The following is a 17,011-nucleotide window of genomic DNA, read 5'->3' as shown; positions in this document are numbered from 1 at the left end:
TGGCCGTGGACCACCGACACCATCACCGCGGCAGGCCGGGCCGGTGTCTGCCGCGGGCGACCCCGATCAAATCCGAAGCGGTTCCTGAGGTACGGCCACGCGGGACAAGCCGTACCTCAGGAACCCGATCAGGCTTCGCCGAGCGGGCGCCAGGCGCACACGGTGATCAACACCATCGCGACGGCGGCGATCCAGAATGGTGTGGTGATCGACCACACGCCCGCGAGGATGCCACCGAGCAGGGACCCCAGCGCCGCCCCGCCGGTCTGCAGCAGGAAGTAGACGCTGGACACACGACCACGGAAATGGTCGGGGACCGTCCGCTGGCCGATCGTCGCGGTGATCACGCCCCACACCATGGTATGGACGCTGAAGACCGTCAGGACCGCGGCGGCCGTCCACGGTGAGGTGGTCACCGCCAGCGTCAGGTGGACCCCCACCTCGATGATCAGTCCGGCGCGCAGCAGAGTGGGATTGCCGAAGCGGCGGCTCAGACGGGCCGCGACCCCCGCGCCGAGCAGTCCACCTGCGGCGAAGGCGGTGAGCAGGACGCCGTAGCCGACCTCGGATAGGCCGAGACGGTCGCGGCAGTAGACGACGAACACGGCGAACGCCGCGCAGAACGCGATGTTGCCCACGCCCATGGTGATCGCCGTGGTCCGCAGCAGGCGGTGGTCCCACAGCCAGCGGATGCCGGCGCCGATCTCCCGGCGCAGCGAGGTCCGTTCGTGGTTCTGCGACGGTGGGACCGGGCGGACGCCCGCGATCAGCGCGGCGCACGCGGCGAAGGTCAATGCGTCCAGCCCGAACGGCAGCGCCGCGGAGATCACGAACAGCCAGGTACCCAGTGGTTTCGCGAGGAACTGGTTACCGATGCTGAAGGTGGCGCCGAGCCGTGCGTTGGCGGCGGCCAGGTGTTCGGGCGCGACGATCGCGGGGATCATGGCGCCCATCGCGTTGTCGGCCAGTGTCTCGCCGACCCCGAGCAGGAACACCACCAGGTAGACGATCGGGATGGTGACCGTGTCGGCGGTGATCGTGACGGTCAGAACGGCCAGGGCGGCCGCCCGCAGGAGATCGACCACCACGACGGTGGTCCGCCGGTCGACACGGTCCACCCACGCGCCGCTGATCAGGCCGATCAGCAGGCACGGCAGTTGCTGGGCGAAGACAGCGCCGGCGACAAGGGACGGGTTGTCGCTGATCGAGGCGACCAGCAGCGGACCGGCGGCCATGGTGACGCCGTCGCCGATGTTCGAGATCGCGGACGCGGTCCAGAGACGGTTGAAGTCCGCGCCGATTCGCGCGGAAAGAAGGGCACGCAAAACAAGCTCCTCAAGCCAGGAAGACCATCGATGGCGAGGAGCCGGCCGGGCAGCGTGTTACGCGGCCTGCTCCTCGGGCGAGAGAGCGACCGTGACCATGGTGAGAAGCATTCACCCATCCCTTCGTCTCGGGGACTGCCGAAGGATCCGGCGGTCGGGAGTCTATCGAAGTCGGGTGGCGGCGTCGCGCGGCTGCGCTGTCGCCGGCGCACAGAAGGGGCCGGACGACGCTAACCGGCTTCTAAAAAGCATTCGGCATGATCGCGGTCGTGAAATCCGATCAACCCTCGACGTCGCGCCGGATCCGTAGGTGGGTCGTCGCGTCGGTCCTCGTTCTGGCAATCGTCGCCGGCGGCGTTCTCTGGATGACGCGCCGGGACGGACCGGAGCCGTCGACCGGCGAATCGGTCGCCGCCCAGACCGAGGCGGTCATCCGGACCGATCTCATCGTCACTCGCTCACTGACCGGCACTCTCGGCTTCGGCCGTGCGCAGCCGATCAAAGGCGGTAAGGAGGGCGTCATCACCTGGCTGCCGCGTACCGGTGCCTCGGTCGATCGGGGTGAACAGCTTTTCCGGGCCGACGACCAGCCGGTGCCGCTGTTCTACGGCGCGATGCCGCTCTATCGCACCCTTGACAGGGGAATGGTGGGCCGCGACGTGAATATCGTCGCCTCCAATCTGAAGGCTCTGGGCTACCCGATCGGCCGCCAACCGAAGGTTGGGGAGACCGTCACCCGTACGGTGCCGCTGCCGGTGGAGGCGGCACCGGAACCTGCGGCCGGGGACGACGATGCGGCGACCGGTGCCGAGAGCGCGCCGCGGACCAGGATCGAGCGGGCCACCGTACAGCGGGGTCAAGCAGCGATGACGGCAGGGCTGATCTCGGCCCTCAAACGGTGGCAGCGGGACACGGGCCTGCCCGTGACCGGGACGATCGGCGTGGGGGACGTCGTGGTGCTGTCCGGCGGTGTGCGGATCGAATCGGTCATGGCCGTGAAGGGCGACAGCGCCGCCACACCGTTGCTGACGGTGACCTCGACGGTCAGGGTGGTCACCGCGGAGGCCACGGTGTCGGAGGCGGGCACGATCCGCGCGGGCGACAAGGTCACCGTCCGGCTGCCGGGCGACACGTCGGTGCGCGGTGAGGTGTCAGCCGTCAGCGCTCAGGTGCAGCCGGCCGACGAGAGCGGCACCGAACCGGCCGAGCCCAGGCGATCGGTGACCGTCACCCTCGACAGCACGAAGGTCCTGGGCGGGATCGAACAGTCGGCGGTGCAGGTCGACCTCGCCGGCGAGACGCGAGAGGACGTCCTGGCGGTGCCGGTGGGTGCCCTGGTCGCGCTCAGCGAGGGCGGCTACGGCGTCCAGCTCGCCGGTGGAAAGCTGGTCGGCGTCGAAACCGGACTGTTCGCCAAGGGCCTGGTCGAGGTGACCGGCGACGGGATCGACGAGGGCGTCGAGGTGGTGACCACCTCATGACGGTCCTTTCGGTACGCGACGTGTCGATGCGCTACCCGGGCGGGGTGACCGCCCTCGACAACGTCTCGGTGGACATCGACGAGGGTGAGATGCTGGCCATCGTCGGGCCGTCCGGCTCCGGCAAGTCGACGCTGCTGAACATCATGGGCACCCTGGCCCGTCCGACGGCCGGCACCGTCCAGCTGGGCGGACTGGACATCGCCGGGCTGTCCGACCGTCGCCTGTCCGCACTGCGCGGCCGCTGGCTGGGTTTCGTGTTCCAGCAGTTCCACCTCACGGCCGGGCTCACCGCCGGCGAGAACGTCGCGACCGGCCTGCTCTACGCGGGAGTGGCCCGGCGCCGACGGCGACCACTCGCCCTCGAAGCGCTCGAACGCGTCGGTCTGGCGCACCGCATCGCCCATCTTCCGCACCAACTCTCCGGTGGTGAACGGCAACGCGTCGCCATCGCCCGCGCCCTGGTGCACAACCCGGCGCTTCTGCTCGCGGACGAGCCGACCGGCGCGCTCGACACCCGAACCGGGCAGTCGGTGCTGGAACTGCTCTATCGGCTGCACCACGAGGGCACGACGATCGCGGTCATCACCCACGACCGCGACATCGCGGCCGCCCTGCCCCGGCAGGTCGAGATCAGAGATGGGCGGAGGGTGGCATGAGAACCGACACCGCCGCGTCCGCCGCCGCCCGGCCGGTCCGGCTCGCCCCGCTCGACCTACTCAGCCTGGGCCTGCTCGGTCTCCGCACTCGCAAAGCGCGAGCAGCGCTCTCCGCGTTGGGCATCGCGATCGGGATCGCCACGATGATCGTCGTCACCGGCATTCCGGCGTCCAGCCAGGCTGCCCTGATGCGTGAGCTGTCCGCTCTCGGCACCAACATGCTCGAAGTACGAACCCAACCCGATGCTCAGCCACCGGTGCTGTTGCCTCCCGAATCGGTCGGCATGGTCCAGCGGATCGGCCCGGTGCGCAAAGCCAGCGCGGTCGCCAACACCCATACCGTCGTACGTCGTTCCGACCGCACCGACCCGCGCGACGGATCGGGCCTGACCGTGTTGGCCGGCCGGCTCGATCTGCTGCCCGCCATCAACGCCCGGGTGCAACAGGGACAGTGGCTGAACGAGGCGACCGCGCAGTTCCCGACCGCGGTGCTCGGTTCCGTCTCGGCCGCCCGGCTCGGCGTCACGGGACCCGGCCAGCAACTGATGATCGGCGACCGCTGGTTCACCGTGGTCGGCATCCTCGCCGGCGTGCCGCTGCTCCCGGAGATCGACCGGTCGGTACTGGTCGGCTGGAATACGGCGCAGACCGAACTAGGCTTCGACGGCCACCCCACCGTCCTGTACGTGCAGAGTGACGAACCGTCGATCGAGCAGGTACGGGCGGTGCTGGCGTCGACCGTCAGCCCACAGGACCCGGCCGGCGTGACGGTCAGCCGCCCGTCGGACGCGCTGGCGGCCAAGCGCGCCACCGAGAGCGCCTTCTCGTCGCTGTTCCTGGGTCTGGCCGGGGTGGCCCTGCTGGTCGGTGGCATCGGCGTGGCCAACACCATGGTGATCTCGGTACTCGAACGCCGGGGCGAGATCGGCCTGCGCCGGGCGCTCGGCGCGACCAGAGGGCAGATCCGCGGGCAGTTCCTGACCGAGGCGGTGGCCCTGGCCTCGCTGGGCGGCGCGGCCGGCACGCTGCTGGGTGCTCTCGCCACCGTCGGGTACGCGGCCCAGCACGACTGGCCGCTGGTGATCCCGGTGTGGTCGACGGTGGCCGGGCTGGGCGGTGCGGTCGTCGTCGGTGTGCTGGCCGGCGTCTACCCGTCGGCGCGGGCCGCACTCCTTCCGCCCACGGAGGCGTTGTCGTTGTAGGCGAACCGGTCCCGTCCGGTTCGGTGCTGCGGGCGTCATCCGGTCGGGGCGTGGCTCGCGGGTAGGCTGACCGTGACGGTGGTGCCCACGCCGACCTCGCTGCTCACGGTGATCTCACCACCGTGAGCGTCGGCGATCTGGCGGGCGATCGAAAGACCGAGGCCACTGCCGCCGGTGTGGCGGGTGCGGGACTGGTCCGTACGCCAGAATCGCTCGAAGATCTTGGGCAGGTCGCCCGGATCGATGCCGACACCGGTGTCGGCGACCGCGAGGACGAACCGGTCGTCGCCGGTGCTGGTCCGGACGGTCACGGTGCCCCCGGGTGGGGTGTGCCGGATGGCGTTGGAGAGCAGGTTGCCGATCAGCTGCCTCACCCGTACCGGATCCACCAGCAGTTCGGGGTCGTCGTCGAACTCGGTCGCCAGACCCACCCGGGCCGTCGCGGCGTTCGGACGGTGGGCGTCGACGACCTGCGCGGCGACGTCGTTGACGAAGGTCGCCTCCGGGTGCATGCGGAAGGTCCCGGCGTCGGCGGCGGCGAGGTCACGCAGGTCGTCAACGATGTGCTGCAGCTGCGCGGTCTGCTCCTGCAGGAGCGTCAGCACCGGCCCGTCGACCGTGGCGAGCCCGTCGTGTACGGCCTCGAGCCACGTCTTGATGTTGGTCAGCGGATTACGCAGTTCGTGGGCCACGTCGCTGACCATGGCGCGGCGCTGCTGCTCGGACTGCTCGCGGCGCTCGGCCAGCTCGTCCAGGGCGGCGGCGAGGTAGCCGATCTCGTCGCGGCCGGTGACCTTGACTCGTGGATGGCCGTCGGGTCGGCGGGCGGCTTCGGTCAGCGCCCGCAGGGGCCGGGTCAGACGGCGACCGACCAGGACCGTCACGACCACGGCGAGAGCCAGCACCACGGCGGTGACGGTGCCGGTCCGGATCAGATTCCGCCGCGACAGCGGAAACACCTGTCCGGAGGTCGGATCGGCGGGGTCGGTGACGAACAGCAGCGCGGGTGGTGCCACATACGGGTCGAGTTGCGTACGCAGGGAACCGTCGAGGCAGGCGGTGGCCTCGGCCTCCCGGGCGGGATCACTCTGGAACGTCTGCGGATCGACGATCCTGATCGTCAGGTCCGCAGCGATGGAGACCTGCTCGGGGTCCTTCTCGCCCGCACACGCGGCGACGAGTCTCCGCAGCTGCGCAAGCGGCCGCTGTTCACTCTTCGCCGTCGACGGGACCAACTCGCACAGGGAGTCCAACTTGCCCAACTCCGTGACGGCCACCTTCGGCCGGCCGAAGTGGCCGCTGACGATCCGACCCTCGGCGCCCCCGTCGTGCAGGCAGTCCAACGCCGTCGTCAGCTGCTCGCGAATGCTGCGCTGCTCGGCGGCGGTGAGCCGGTACGGGCCGACGATGCGGTAGTCGATCCGGTTCGTGCGGCCGGTGAGCGCGGCATCCACCGCCAGCGCGTCGACGGTCGCCGACGGCCGGGCGTCGGCCAGCGACGGCCCCGGTGCCGAATCGGCGATGACCCGAAGGGTGTCGGTCGTCAGCGTGATGCGCCGCTGGATCTTCGCCGCGAGAGTGGTGAGCAGCGGCGACACCCCGGACCAGTCCTGGTGGGTGGCGGCGTGGGCGAGAAGCTCGTCGTAGACGTTCTTGTCGTCGCTCAGCGACTGCCCGATCTGTTTCTGGATGGTCTGCGAGGCGGCCTGCGTGGCGAGCCAGGCGGTGGCGACGACCGCGACGGTGGCGATCGTCAGTGAGGCCGCCAGCAACCGGAAGATGAGGCTGCGATGCAGCGGCACCCGGGGCACATCCATCAGGGTGTTCCCGCGGTCAGTTTGTAGCCGACGCCGTAGACGGTCAGCAGACGCGACGGCCGCCGCGGATCGGGTTCGATCTTGCGGCGCAGGTTGAGGACGTGTACGTCGATGCTGCGCTCGATCGAGTCACGTTCCGCGCCGTTGGTGTGGGTCAGTAGCTGCGCGCGGGTGAAGACCCGGTCGGGTTGGGCCGCCATGGCGGCCAGGATCGCGAACTCGCCGGGAGTGCATTCGACCGGGCGCCCGTCGTCGTGCACCACATGGCGGTGGACGTCGACGCCGAGCGTGCCGACGCTCAGCAGACCGGAGCCGGTGGTGTCGTGGGCGCGGCCGCGACGCAGCAGGGCCCGGACCCGGGCGAGCAATTCCCGGGGCGAGAATGGTTTCGTCAAATAGTCGTCGGCACCACCGTCGAGTCCGGTGAGCAGATCGTGCTCGTCGGAACGCGCGGTGAGCATCAGGATCGGGGTTTCCGTTTCCCTTCGCAGAGTGCGGCACACGGTCAGCCCGTCCACGCCGGGCATCATCAGATCCAGAACCAGCAGGTCGGGTTTCCGGCGACGGAATTGTTCCAACGCGGCCCGCCCGTCGTGTACCACCAGCACCTCATGCCCCTCGGCGACCAGATATCGCCGCAGGCCCTCGGCCTGGGCCGGGTCGTCTTCGGCGACCAGTAGATACGCTTGCACGGCGACGACTATAAGTGGCCCGCACCGTTTCCTGCGCAGATCTAACAGGTTCCTTAACATCTGCTCGGCGGCACCCTAAGAGGAATCTAAAGGTCTTCTGCCACGCTGCGCCCATGCCGAAGAAAGTCATCGCCTCCCTGTTCACCGCGCTCGTCCTGCTGAGCGCCGGCTGTTCTGCCGACACCGAGTCGGGTTCGCGGGTGGCCACGCTGCAGACCGGGCCGTCCACTACGGCCGCACCGTCGGACACCGCAGCCGCGGCCGACCGACCCGTGATCCCGGCCGACGCCACCGCCGCCGAAATCCAGGCCATGGCTCGCGTCTGGGAGGACTGCCTGGTGGACAACGGCGGCCCGTCCTACCGGGGCCAGGCCACACTGATGCTGCAGAAGGGCATCACCATGGCGGATGTGGAGGCGAACCAGAAGGAGACCTTCGAAGCCTGCGAGTCCAAGCACCCCGAGGCGTTCGAAGACAACCAGAAACGCGCCGATCCGGCAGAGTTCAAGGACAACATGCGCGAGTGGTACCAGTGCGCCAAGGACGCGGGTTACGACGTGCGGATCGAGAACCGTGACACCAACGAGTTCGGCCTGGGCAAGATCGGGCCGCTCGGCGACGCCGGCTCGGAGAAGATGATGCAGTGCAAGAAGGAGGCCTTCTCCGGCTGATCGCTGATCAGTGACGAGAAGCGGGTCGGTGCCGCCGTCAGCCGTCCACCGCGTCGGCAGGCGACGTCGCCGCCCGCAGCCGCCGGCCGATCTGGTCCATGACGTCGCGCAGCTGCGAGGGCTCGACGTCGCTGAGCGCGGTGTCGAACGTGATGAGCAGACCCGCGATCCCGGCCCAGGACCAGCCGCCGACGGTGAGCCGGCTCCGGTCCTCGCCGACCGGCTCGACGACGGAGCCGCCCGGCGCCCAGCGGGCGACGACACCGGCGGGCAGATCGAGGACGGCCGACCCGACACACTGCCACTGCCCGGGCGTGTCACCCCGGTTCGGGTTCTGAACCACCAGGCGGGTCAGGTCGTCGCGGGTGAGCGGCTGCGGGGTGAACACCGCGCCGCCGCCCGGCGTGCGAGGCAGGATCCGGTCGACCCGGTAGGTGTGCCAGGACCGGTCGCGGTGGTCGCGGGCGATCAGATACCAGCGGCCCGCCCAGACGACCAGGTGATGCGGCTCCACCTCGCGGGGCGGGCGGAAACCCGGCCGGCCCGGATCGGGAACGACACCCTCCGGGTCGCGGTAGTCGAACGACAACACCCGGGTGGTACGGATGGCCGCACCCACGGTCCGCAGCGTGGCCACGTCCACCGGGGCGGCGGAGAACTCCCAGTAGTTGCGCAGCGAGGTGACCTCGAACGCCTCGCTCGCCGCCCGCAGCCGGGCCGGCATGACCTGGCGCAGAGTGGTCAGCGCCCGGGCGACGGCGTCGTCGATACCGGACACCGTCGCCGGTGCCGTCTGCAGCGCCAGCGCGATCGCGATCGCCTGGTCGTCGTCGAGCACCAGAGCCGGCAACCGGCCGCCCGCACCGAGCCGGTAGCCGCCGCCGGCCCCCATCACGGCGTCGACCGGATAGCCCAGCTCGCGGAGGGTGTCGACATCGCGTCGCAAGGTCCGGGCCGACACGTCCAGCCGGGCGGCGAGCTCACTGCCGCGCCACTCGACGCGTGCCTCGAGCAGCGACAGCAGACGCAGGATTCGTGCGGAGGTGTCGGCCACGAAATCCACGATCGCAGACATGGCGGTCAGCCGGTGACCGCCATGGTTGCCATGGTGCCTGCCATGACCACACGTTCTCGTGCCGCGACCTCGGCGTCCCACCCGCCCGCGATCAGCGACCGGCGGGCCTCGATCGCCCTGCTGGTCGTCCTGTTCGCCTCGTTCATGGACCTACTCGACGTCACCATCGTCACGGTCGCCGCCCCGGACATCGCCGCCGACTTGGGCGCCGGTGAGTCTCAACTGCAGTGGACGGTGGCCGCCTACACCCTGGCTCTCGGATCCGGCCTGATCACCGGCGGGCGCATCGGTGACGCGTACGGCCGCCGTCGGGTTTTTCTCGTCTCGTTGACCTGCTTCGCCGTCGCGTCCGCGGCCTGCGCGCTCGCCCCGACCGCCGAGACGCTGATCGCGCTACGCGCGGTACAGGGACTGGCGGGCGGGTTCCTGGTCCCACAGGTCTTCGGGATCATCCGGTCGTCGTTCCCGCCGGCCGCGATGGCCAAGGCGTTCGGGGCCTACGGCGCGGTGCAGGGCCTGGCCGCGGTCGCCGGGCCGCTGCTCGGAGGTGCCCTGGTCGACGCGGACCTGTGGGGCCTCGGCTGGCGCACGGTCTTCTGGATCAACATTCCGGTCGCGTTGATCGCCCTGGTACTGGGCATCCGGGTGCTGCCGGAGTCCACCGCGCCGGAACGGGCCCGCCTGGACCTCACCGGTGCGGTGCTGTCGGCGGTCGCTGTCGTGCTGGTGCTGCTGCCGTTGGTCCAGGGCCGCGACTGGGGCCGGCCCTGGTGGGGGTGGGTGCTGCTGGCCGGGGGCCTGGTCCTGCTCGTCGGTTTCGTCGCCTGGGAGCGGCGGGTGGCGGCCGAGGGTGGGCAGCCGATCCTCGATCCGGCGCTGCTGGCCGTACGCCCGTTCACCGCCGGGCTGGCCGCGTCGGTGTTGTTCTTCGGCGCCCTGTCGTCGTTCTTCCTGGTCCTGTCGATCTACCTGCAGTCCGGCACGGGCCGTTCGGCGTGGCAGACCGGTCTGGTGATCCTGCCGTACGCCATCGGCTCGATGCTCACCTCCGGCGCCGGGGTGGCCCTCGCGGCGAAAGCAGGCCGGATCCTGCTGGTCACCGGCTCCCTGACGCTCGCCGCATCCCAGGGGCTGCTGTGGCTGCTGGTCCGCGACGGCGGCACGCCCGGCTACCGGCCGCTGGCCGGTGCGCTGCTGCTCGGCGGCCTGGGCCTGGGACTGGCCGCCCCGATCCTGGTCAACGTCGTGTTGGCCGGTGTGCCAGGGCAGCACGCCGGAGCCGCCGGCGGGGTGCTGTCCACCGTCACACAGATCGGCGGCGCGGCCGGGATCGCGGTCCTGGGCACCGTGTTCTTCAACGCCCTCGACACCTCACCGACCGCGGGCGCCCCACAGCTGTACGGCCACGGCCTCGCCCAGGTCCTGCCCTGGCAGGTCGCCGCCTACCTGCTGGCCGCGGTCACGATGCTCGCCCTGCCCCGCACCACCGCCGCGCCCGATCCGGAGACTTCCGCACCGTGAGCGTGCTCCCGAGTGCGGTCGGCGGCAGCGTCGACCGCACTCGACCACCACCTCACGAACTGGTTCACCGGCCGGTTGCGCCGTCGATCTGTTCGCGGAGGATGTCGGCGTGTCCGGCGTGCCGTCCGATCTCCTCGATCATGTGAACGAGCACCCACCGCTGTGACGGCGGCAGGGCGCCGCGACCCGGCGGGCGGGGCGCGGGCCGGGTCAGATCGGTCCAAGCGCCGATGACCCGGTCGGCCTGCTCGATGGTCGCCCGGTATCCGGCGATCAGGCTCTGCACGGTCTCGTCCCGCGTGGGCCGGAAGGTGCGGCGCATATCGGTGATCGGTTCTTCGAGGAAGTAGAACCGCTCGACGGCCGTGACGTGCTTGATCAGGCCGAGCAGGTTGGTGCCGGAGGCGACGCCGGCAGTGCGGACGGCGGGCTCCGGCACATCGGCGACCTTGTCGATGAGCGCGGTGCGCAGGTAATCGAGGAAGCCGACGAGCGTGTCCTTCTCGCCGGGGTCGGTCCATGCGGGTCCGGTGTCCTTACGCGGCATCAGGTGTCCCCTCGTGTCGTTGAATGAGCAGCACGTTGTCGACGACGGTGGCGGTCTGCCCGCCCGGCCCGGTGGCCCGGCGTTGCGGCATGTCGGCGCGTACGACGGACCACCGGCCGGGGTCGAGGCAGAGTCGGGCTGCGATCTGGGCGGGCGTGGGGTGATGCGCGCCCGGGTCCTGGTTCCATGACCAGGGTGCGGTCGAGCCGTGGTCGACGATCAGCAGATGCCCGCCGGGACGTAGCGCGTGCGCCGCGGTCCGCAGCACGCGCGTGCGGTCCAGTGCGAAGGGTGTGTGCAGGTAGTGCGCGGAGATCAGGTCGAAGTGCCCGGTCGGGAAGGTTCGGGCCAGGTCGTGCTGTTCGACGGTCACTCGGTCCTGTAGGTCGGATCGCCGGGCGAGCGCCCGCAGCCGCTCGACGGCGATGCCGGCGATGTCCACCGCCGTGACCTGCCATCCGTGGCGGGCCAGCCAGAGTGTGTCGCCGCCGAGCCCGCACCCCAGATCGAGCGCGTCGCCGCATGGCAACGTGGCGGCCACTTCCGTCAGGATCCTGTTGGGGCGCGCGGCGTCGCCGTCGTGTCGGGTTCGGTAATGCTGCTCCCAGAACGTCTCGGGTCGAACTGCCTCGGTCATCGGCCCGCCTCGCTCGCGAGGAGCCTCATCAGCTCAGCGGTGAGGAACTCGGGATTCTCCTTCGTGGTGAGGCCGGCGGTCGCGAGGGCGTGCACTCCAGTGCTTGTGGGCATCGTTTTACCTCCGCCCTCAGCATGTCCGGCCCCGTTGCGGGTTTGCCAGAAACGTTGCGGATCCGCATCATGAAACGATGGTCACCTCGGAAGACGTCCTCGCGGGAGTCGGCCCGCGCCTGCACACCCTGCGCCGCAGCCGCAACATCTCCCTGGCCGCCCTCGCCGCCGAGACCGGCCTGACCGCGAGCACACTGTCCCGTCTCGAGAACGGCAAGCTGCGCCCCACGCTGGAACAGCTGCTTCCGCTGGCCCGCGCCTACGGCGTCCCGCTCGACGACCTGGTCGCCGCGCCGCCCACCGGCGATCCTCGTATCCACCTGCGCCCGGTCAAACGGGCCGGCTTCACCGTGATACCGCTGACCAGACGCCCCGGGGGCATCCAGGCATACAAGGTGATCTACCCGCCGGCCGGCGCAGCGACCACCAAGACGTTGCAGACCCACGACGGATACGAGTGGTTCTACGTCCTCAACGGCCATGTCCGGCTGATCCTCGGCGACCAGGAGTACCGGCTCGGGCCCGGCGAAGCCGCAGAGTTCGACACCCGCACGCCGCACCAGATCAGCAGCGCAGACTCACAACCCGCGGAACTGCTCACCCTCTTCGGCGCCCAAGGCGAACGCGCCCACCTCACGCCCGCACTGCCGAACTGAGACCGCGCGACCACGGCGCCGGCCCGTGACCACTCGAAACAGTGGTCCGACCTGCTGATGTGCGGAAGATCCCCGGGTGGGGGAGGCGTCCGACTCTCAGTTCGGTCACGTCCGCGTCGATAGTAACGGTGTGTCTGACGCGCCGGCCGGCCTTCCGCTCTTCGCCGACCGCGCGTTCCAGGCCGTCACGGCACTGACGATCATCGACGTCACAGCGTTCCTGCTGCAGGAACACCTCGGCCGGTTGTGGCCCACCCCGGTGAACTGGCTGCTGATGATCGCGGTCATCATCCCCACCCTGCTGCTCTGCCGACGAGTCCAGACCGACCCGGCATCCGCCCCCGCCGTACGCCGCTACTGGCGGACAGCGCAAACCGGCGTCTCCCTGTTCATCGCCGTCGCCGGACTGCGCATTCTCTTCGAGTGGGGCGTCGGAACCTGGTTGCTGCCGGCCTCGGTCGTGCTGCACCTCATCGGCGGCATCATGCTCACGGTGCCGTTGGTGGGCCTGCCGTTCAGCGCCCGGGGTCGGGCCCGCAGAATCGGAGTTCGGCTCGATCTCGGCACCCTGACCTCGGCCGCCGGGCTCCTCATCTGGCACTTCGCCGCGTCCGCCCAATTCGCCGACGGCCAGATCACCCCCTGGCGGGTGATCTCGGCGATCGTCATCATGGGCGCCGGCCTCAACGGCGTCTACCTGGCCGCCAAGGTCGTGCTGGCCGGCGTCGACTCGTTCGCCCGGCGTGGGCTCTCCTGGATCGGCGCGTCGGCGCTGATCGGTGGACTCGGCTCGGCCATCAGCTTCCTGCAGCCGCAACAACCCCAGGGCAACCTACTGGCCCTCGTGCTCCCACTCGCCGCGTACACGGCAGCGGTCGGCGCCCGGGTCCAGGTCGTGGACACCGCAGCCGGCGACCGGCCGCAGCGGACCCCGCGCGGCTACAGCCTCATGCCGTACGTGGGGATCGCGGCCGTCGACGCCCTGGTGATCTACAACAACCTGACCGGCCACGGAGACCGCACGCTGATCGACGCCGTCGCGGTCACGCTCACCATGCTGGTGGTCATCCGCCAGCTGATCGCCTTCCGGCAGAACGACGCCCTGCTCACCCGGATCGGTGTCCAGGAGAAGCGGTTCCGCCTGCTGGTGCAGAACTCCACCGACATGGTCACCATCACCGACCCCTCAGGCGCGCTGACCTACGCCAGCCCGGCCGCGCACGGCGTACTCGGCCTGCACCCACACGATCTGGTCGGCACCGACGTGGCACTGCGCGTACATCCCGACGACCGGGCCCTGTTCGCCGAGCAGGCCGCGGCGGTGGCCGCGGCACCGGGGAACACGGCCACCTACCAGGCGCGCCTGCTGCACGCCGACGCGACATACCGCTGGCTGGAGATGATCAGCGCGAACCTGACTCACGAGCCGAGCGTGGGCGGCATCGTCACCAATGCCCGAGACATCACCGAGACCCGTGACGTGCAGGACCGGCTCAGCTATGAGGCCAGCCACGACACCCTCACCGGGCTGGCGAATCGGGCGCTGTTCAACAAGCGGCTGGCCGCAGCGGTGACCGGCCGGGCACATGATCAAAAGGTCAGCGTCGTGCTGATCGACCTGGACGACTTCAAAACCGTCAACGACACCCGAGGGCACGCCGCCGGTGATGCGCTTCTGGTGCACGTGGCCGAACGGTTGAGAGCCAGCGTCCGGCCCGCCGACACCGTCGCCCGCCTCGGCGGAGACGAATTCGCCATCCTCCTCGAAGACTCCGCCGGCGCGCACGTGGACCAGGTGCTGACCCGTATCAGCACCGTTCTGCTCGAACCGGCCGTGGTCGACGGCGAGCCGATGACCGTCCGGGCCAGCTTCGGCGTGGTCGAGGGCCAGGGTGGAGACGACGCGGGCGACCTGCTCCGACAGGCCGACATCGCGATGTACGAGGCGAAGGCACGCGGCGAGGGCGGGTACGAGCGGTACCGGCCGGGTATGGAGGCCCGCGGCGCCGAACGCAGCCGGCGCGCGGCCGCGCTGCAGACGGCGATCCTCGAAGACCAGCTCGTGGTGTTCTACCAACCGGTGGTCACGTTGCCGGACGGCCGCATCACCGGAGCCGAGGCGCTGGTGCGCTGGCAGCACCCGGTCGACGGCCTACTCGGCCCGAACGCCTTCATCGACACCGCCGAACAGACCGGCCTGATCATCCCACTCGGCACCTGGGTGCTGCGGGCCGCAACCCACGAGGCGGCGACCTGGCCGGGCGATCACACGGTGTCGGTCAACGTGTCCGCCAGGCAGCTGCGTGAGGTCGGCTTCTCCGCCGTGGTGGCCGAGGCGCTGCACGACAGCGGCCTGCCGCCCCGACGGCTGACCGTGGAGATCACCGAATCAGTCGCGGTCGGCGGCGGTGCGACCCACGACAACCTGAGCGACCTGCGGGCCATGGGTGTGCGGCTGTCCCTGGACGACTTCGGCACCGGCGCCTCGACACTCACCCTGCTCGCCAGCTGCCCGGTGAACCAGATCAAACTCGACCGCTCCTTCGTCGGTGACGGCGGCCAAGACGCCATCGCCGACGCCGTGGCGCAGATGGCGCGTGCGTTCGGCATGCAGGCGGTGGCCGAAGGCATCGAGACGGCAGAACAGGCGACCCGCATGGCTCGACTCGGCTACGACCGTGCGCAAGGCTTCTACTTCGCCCGGCCGATGAACAGCGTCCACTTTCGTGATCGGCTCACCACCGCAGACACGGATGTGCCGGTCACCTCTGCCTGATTCTCGCCGCTTTGACGGGGCGGTTTCGTGTTACGGGCCCGGCTGCTCCGCGGTGAAGGGTTCGGGGCGTTGCTCGATGCGGGTGACCCCGATCGATCTCAGCGCGTCCATCGCCGCGGAGCGGACGGCCAGCCCGTCGGAGAGCGGGGTGTGCACGTGAACCGTGTTCTGCTTGCTCCTCGGCTCGACGTCGAACACCACGTCGGTGCCGTCCCCGAGTGTGTGTCGGAGCCGCTCGACGAAGTCTCGGAAGTGTCCGGGAGCCACCAGGTCGGTGCACACGACGGTGGTGACCGCCTGTTCGGGCGACGATTGGGGCACGGTGGTCCAGATCCGGGCCTGGTACCAGTCCGGCCTGGCGTTCGCGTGTCGCAGCAGAATCAGGCAGAACCAGCCGACCGCGGCGACGGCCAGGAGGGTGACCACGACCGTGGCCGGTGTTCCGATCCTCTGCCAGGGTTTCAAGACGATGAGACATGGCGCCACCATCACCACGAGGAGGGTGACGAACAGGGTGCGTGCGATGCTGCGGTTCGTGGCAGGCCCTGGATTCTGCGACCCGTCGGTCTCGGCACCGTCCACAGTCGGTCTCCTTCCACGGCCCCCATCGGCAGGGCGACTGATGACGGCCGCATCGGACGGCGTACCGCGGCTGACCGAGGTCCTCGTGCGGTTGCGAGACATCACGCGTGATGCGAAACCCGGGTGAATCCCGCTCAGGTGGAGTATACGAAGACCGATCATGCAGCCGCTGCGACCGTTGTCGCACGTCGATACGGCTGTGGTTGAGCCGGTCGTCACATGGCACCGTGACCATGCCGGTAACAGTCGTCTCGGACCACGCCGGTTCCTGATCCTGGCGGCAGGATGGTACGAAGGATCGATGGACGTGGTGCCATTTCACCTTGTCACCTGGACCGACCAGCTCGGCGAGCAACAGCACCGGCTGTGGTTGGCACCCGGCTGGAGCCGGTACCGTGCGGTCACCAGCCAGGAGATCTCCAGCGAGTTGGAGCACAACTACCTGATCGTCGGCCACCGCCGCACCACGCAGGTGACGGCACCGCCGGCCGAGACGGACCGGTGGGCCACCGCCGCGATCACCTATCTCCGCGAGGCGAAAGCCACCGCGATCGAACTGCGCGGCGGCCGTTTCGCGCCCCGGGAGCCGTGGACGCCGAAGGGCCGCCGCGCCGCACTTGACCAGTACCGTCGCCGGATGGCCGCCGCCCGTGACGCGTACGCTCCGGTCCTGGCCGAGATCGACGCGTTGGCCGCGGCAGCCGACGCCGAGGCCGAGAGGGTCGCGCGTGAGCGTGCCGTGGAGTCGGCGGAGGCGACCAGGCTTGTCAGAGAGTGGGAGACCGCCGTCGCCAGGCGGTATGCCGCTGCCGGTCGCGACCGAATCTGGACGTGGCAGCCGACCGACCGTGGCGTGTGGGTCTTCCGCACCGACTGCGCCTCCCAGACGCGCCCACCGGCGCCGCACCGGCCGCAGGGTCCGTCAGTCGGTCCGCTGACCGCCGAGGAGCTGACCCTGATGCTGCTGCGCCTACGGTTGACCGACCTGATCGAGTGGCACCAGCCCTCCGTACGGCGGGTCGAGAATGAGGTCGCGCCCGGTACGTTCGCGCAGTGGTGGCACCGACGTCTTCAGCACGCTCAGGCGGTTGTCGACGGCCATGCGCCGATGCCCGGTGAGTCGGCGATCGCGGTGATGATGGCCTTCCTCTACCCGGAGCGTGAGGCGGCCCGGCGGGCGCTGCTGGACCGCGACTATCCCACTCGCTGACGGCTCATCGAATCTTCGAGGGTTCGTGTCAGTCGATCACCCGGGCAGGT

General features: G+C 69.9%; 15 protein-coding genes. 8 read left to right on the top strand and 7 right to left on the bottom strand.

All coding sequences use genetic code 11. The annotated features are described in order from the left end of the window. Window positions 1-128: 128 nt before the first annotated feature. Window positions 129-1,325: an MFS transporter gene (locus Q0Z83_RS20215; protein ID WP_317795515.1), complete on the bottom strand. Its 1,197-nt coding sequence runs from the start codon at window positions 1,323-1,325 to the stop codon at window positions 129-131. Between the two features lie 269 nt (window positions 1,326-1,594). On the opposite strand from Q0Z83_RS20215, the gene Q0Z83_RS20210 reads away from it, so the two are divergent. Genes Q0Z83_RS20210 through Q0Z83_RS20200 form a run of 3 tightly spaced genes read left to right on the top strand, consistent with a single transcriptional unit; the run spans window position 1,595 to window position 4,664 of the window. After that, window positions 1,595-2,806: an efflux RND transporter periplasmic adaptor subunit gene (locus Q0Z83_RS20210; RefSeq protein ID WP_317795514.1), complete on the top strand. Its 1,212-nt coding sequence runs from the start codon at window positions 1,595-1,597 to the stop codon at window positions 2,804-2,806. After that, on the top strand, window positions 2,803-3,462 hold the full coding sequence (locus Q0Z83_RS20205) for an ABC transporter ATP-binding protein (RefSeq protein ID WP_317795513.1): 660 nt from the start codon (window positions 2,803-2,805) through the stop codon (window positions 3,460-3,462). Before Q0Z83_RS20210 ends, Q0Z83_RS20205 begins: the two co-directional genes overlap by 4 nt. Continuing rightward, window positions 3,459-4,664, top strand: coding sequence for an ABC transporter permease (locus Q0Z83_RS20200; RefSeq protein WP_317795512.1), 1,206 nt, complete (start codon window positions 3,459-3,461; stop codon window positions 4,662-4,664). Before Q0Z83_RS20205 ends, Q0Z83_RS20200 begins: the two co-directional genes overlap by 4 nt. Window positions 4,665-4,699: 35 nt before the next feature. On the opposite strand, the gene Q0Z83_RS20195 is transcribed toward Q0Z83_RS20200, so the two are convergent. Both Q0Z83_RS20195 and Q0Z83_RS20190 read right to left on the bottom strand, forming a co-directional pair. Beyond that, entirely contained in the window at window positions 4,700-6,481 is a 1,782-nt protein-coding gene (locus Q0Z83_RS20195; protein WP_317795511.1) for a sensor histidine kinase, read from the bottom strand. Continuing rightward, window positions 6,481-7,173, bottom strand: coding sequence for a response regulator transcription factor (locus Q0Z83_RS20190; RefSeq protein ID WP_317795510.1), 693 nt, complete (start codon window positions 7,171-7,173; stop codon window positions 6,481-6,483). Before Q0Z83_RS20190 ends, Q0Z83_RS20195 begins: the two co-directional genes overlap by 1 nt. A 113-nt stretch (window positions 7,174-7,286) precedes the next feature. On the opposite strand from Q0Z83_RS20190, the gene Q0Z83_RS20185 reads away from it, so the two are divergent. After that, window positions 7,287-7,844, top strand: a complete 558-nt coding sequence (locus Q0Z83_RS20185; RefSeq protein WP_317795509.1) for a hypothetical protein — start codon at window positions 7,287-7,289, stop codon at window positions 7,842-7,844. Window positions 7,845-7,881: 37 nt separating this feature from the next. Here the strand turns inward: Q0Z83_RS20185 and Q0Z83_RS20180 are convergent, their stop codons facing one another. Beyond that, window positions 7,882-8,919: a helix-turn-helix transcriptional regulator gene (locus Q0Z83_RS20180; protein ID WP_317795508.1), complete on the bottom strand. Its 1,038-nt coding sequence runs from the start codon at window positions 8,917-8,919 to the stop codon at window positions 7,882-7,884. 42 nt (window positions 8,920-8,961) lie between these two features. On the opposite strand from Q0Z83_RS20180, the gene Q0Z83_RS20175 reads away from it, so the two are divergent. After that, a complete protein-coding gene (locus Q0Z83_RS20175; protein ID WP_317795507.1) occupies window positions 8,962-10,440 on the top strand; it encodes an MFS transporter in 1,479 nt (492 codons plus the stop codon). A 64-nt stretch (window positions 10,441-10,504) separates the two neighbouring features. Here Q0Z83_RS20175 and Q0Z83_RS20170 read toward each other — a convergent pair whose 3' ends face one another. Both Q0Z83_RS20170 and Q0Z83_RS20165 read right to left on the bottom strand, forming a co-directional pair. Then, a complete protein-coding gene (locus tag Q0Z83_RS20170) occupies window positions 10,505-10,987 on the bottom strand; it encodes a DinB family protein (RefSeq protein WP_317795506.1) in 483 nt (160 codons plus the stop codon). Continuing rightward, window positions 10,977-11,624, bottom strand: a complete 648-nt coding sequence (locus Q0Z83_RS20165; protein ID WP_317795505.1) for a class I SAM-dependent methyltransferase — start codon at window positions 11,622-11,624, stop codon at window positions 10,977-10,979. Before Q0Z83_RS20165 ends, Q0Z83_RS20170 begins: the two co-directional genes overlap by 11 nt. 190 nt (window positions 11,625-11,814) lie before the next feature. Between Q0Z83_RS20165 and Q0Z83_RS20160 the strand changes: the two genes are divergently transcribed. Then, a complete protein-coding gene (locus Q0Z83_RS20160) occupies window positions 11,815-12,393 on the top strand; it encodes a helix-turn-helix domain-containing protein (RefSeq protein ID WP_317795504.1) in 579 nt (192 codons plus the stop codon). Between the two features lie 130 nt (window positions 12,394-12,523). After that, on the top strand, window positions 12,524-15,169 hold the full coding sequence (locus Q0Z83_RS20155) for a putative bifunctional diguanylate cyclase/phosphodiesterase (protein ID WP_317795503.1): 2,646 nt from the start codon (window positions 12,524-12,526) through the stop codon (window positions 15,167-15,169). Window positions 15,170-15,199: 30 nt separating this feature from the next. On the opposite strand, the gene Q0Z83_RS20150 is transcribed toward Q0Z83_RS20155, so the two are convergent. Then, window positions 15,200-15,751, bottom strand: coding sequence for a hypothetical protein (locus Q0Z83_RS20150; protein WP_317795502.1), 552 nt, complete (start codon window positions 15,749-15,751; stop codon window positions 15,200-15,202). 310 nt (window positions 15,752-16,061) lie between these two features. Here Q0Z83_RS20150 and Q0Z83_RS20145 point away from each other — a divergent pair, with 310 nt between their 5' ends. Further along, a complete protein-coding gene (locus Q0Z83_RS20145; RefSeq protein WP_317795501.1) occupies window positions 16,062-16,961 on the top strand; it encodes a hypothetical protein in 900 nt (299 codons plus the stop codon). Window positions 16,962-17,011 lie beyond the last annotated feature (50 nt).

The sequence above is a fragment of the Actinoplanes sichuanensis genome, assembly GCF_033097365.1.
GTDB lineage: Bacteria > Actinomycetota > Actinomycetes > Mycobacteriales > Micromonosporaceae > Actinoplanes > Actinoplanes sichuanensis.
Note: the sequence above shows the minus strand (reverse complement) of the source record. Positions and strands in the feature narration are given on the sequence as shown.

What these genes read in the sequence shown, in the direction of transcription:
- Q0Z83_RS20205 (WP_317795513.1), top strand. Translation starts at nt 2,803, where the DNA reads ATGACGGTCCTTTCGGTACGCGACGTGTCGATGCGCTACCCGGGCGGG.
- Q0Z83_RS20200 (WP_317795512.1), top strand. Translation starts at nt 3,459, where the DNA reads ATGAGAACCGACACCGCCGCGTCCGCCGCCGCCCGGCCGGTCCGGCTC.
- Q0Z83_RS20195 (WP_317795511.1), bottom strand. Translation starts at nt 6,481, where the DNA reads ATGGATGTGCCCCGGGTGCCGCTGCATCGCAGCCTCATCTTCCGGTTG.
- Q0Z83_RS20185 (WP_317795509.1), top strand. Translation starts at nt 7,287, where the DNA reads ATGCCGAAGAAAGTCATCGCCTCCCTGTTCACCGCGCTCGTCCTGCTG.
- Q0Z83_RS20180 (WP_317795508.1), bottom strand. Translation starts at nt 8,919, where the DNA reads ATGTCTGCGATCGTGGATTTCGTGGCCGACACCTCCGCACGAATCCTG.
- Q0Z83_RS20175 (WP_317795507.1), top strand. Translation starts at nt 8,962, where the DNA reads ATGACCACACGTTCTCGTGCCGCGACCTCGGCGTCCCACCCGCCCGCG.
- Q0Z83_RS20170 (WP_317795506.1), bottom strand. Translation starts at nt 10,987, where the DNA reads ATGCCGCGTAAGGACACCGGACCCGCATGGACCGACCCCGGCGAGAAG.
- Q0Z83_RS20165 (WP_317795505.1), bottom strand. Translation starts at nt 11,624, where the DNA reads ATGACCGAGGCAGTTCGACCCGAGACGTTCTGGGAGCAGCATTACCGA.
- Q0Z83_RS20160 (WP_317795504.1), top strand. Translation starts at nt 11,815, where the DNA reads ATGGTCACCTCGGAAGACGTCCTCGCGGGAGTCGGCCCGCGCCTGCAC.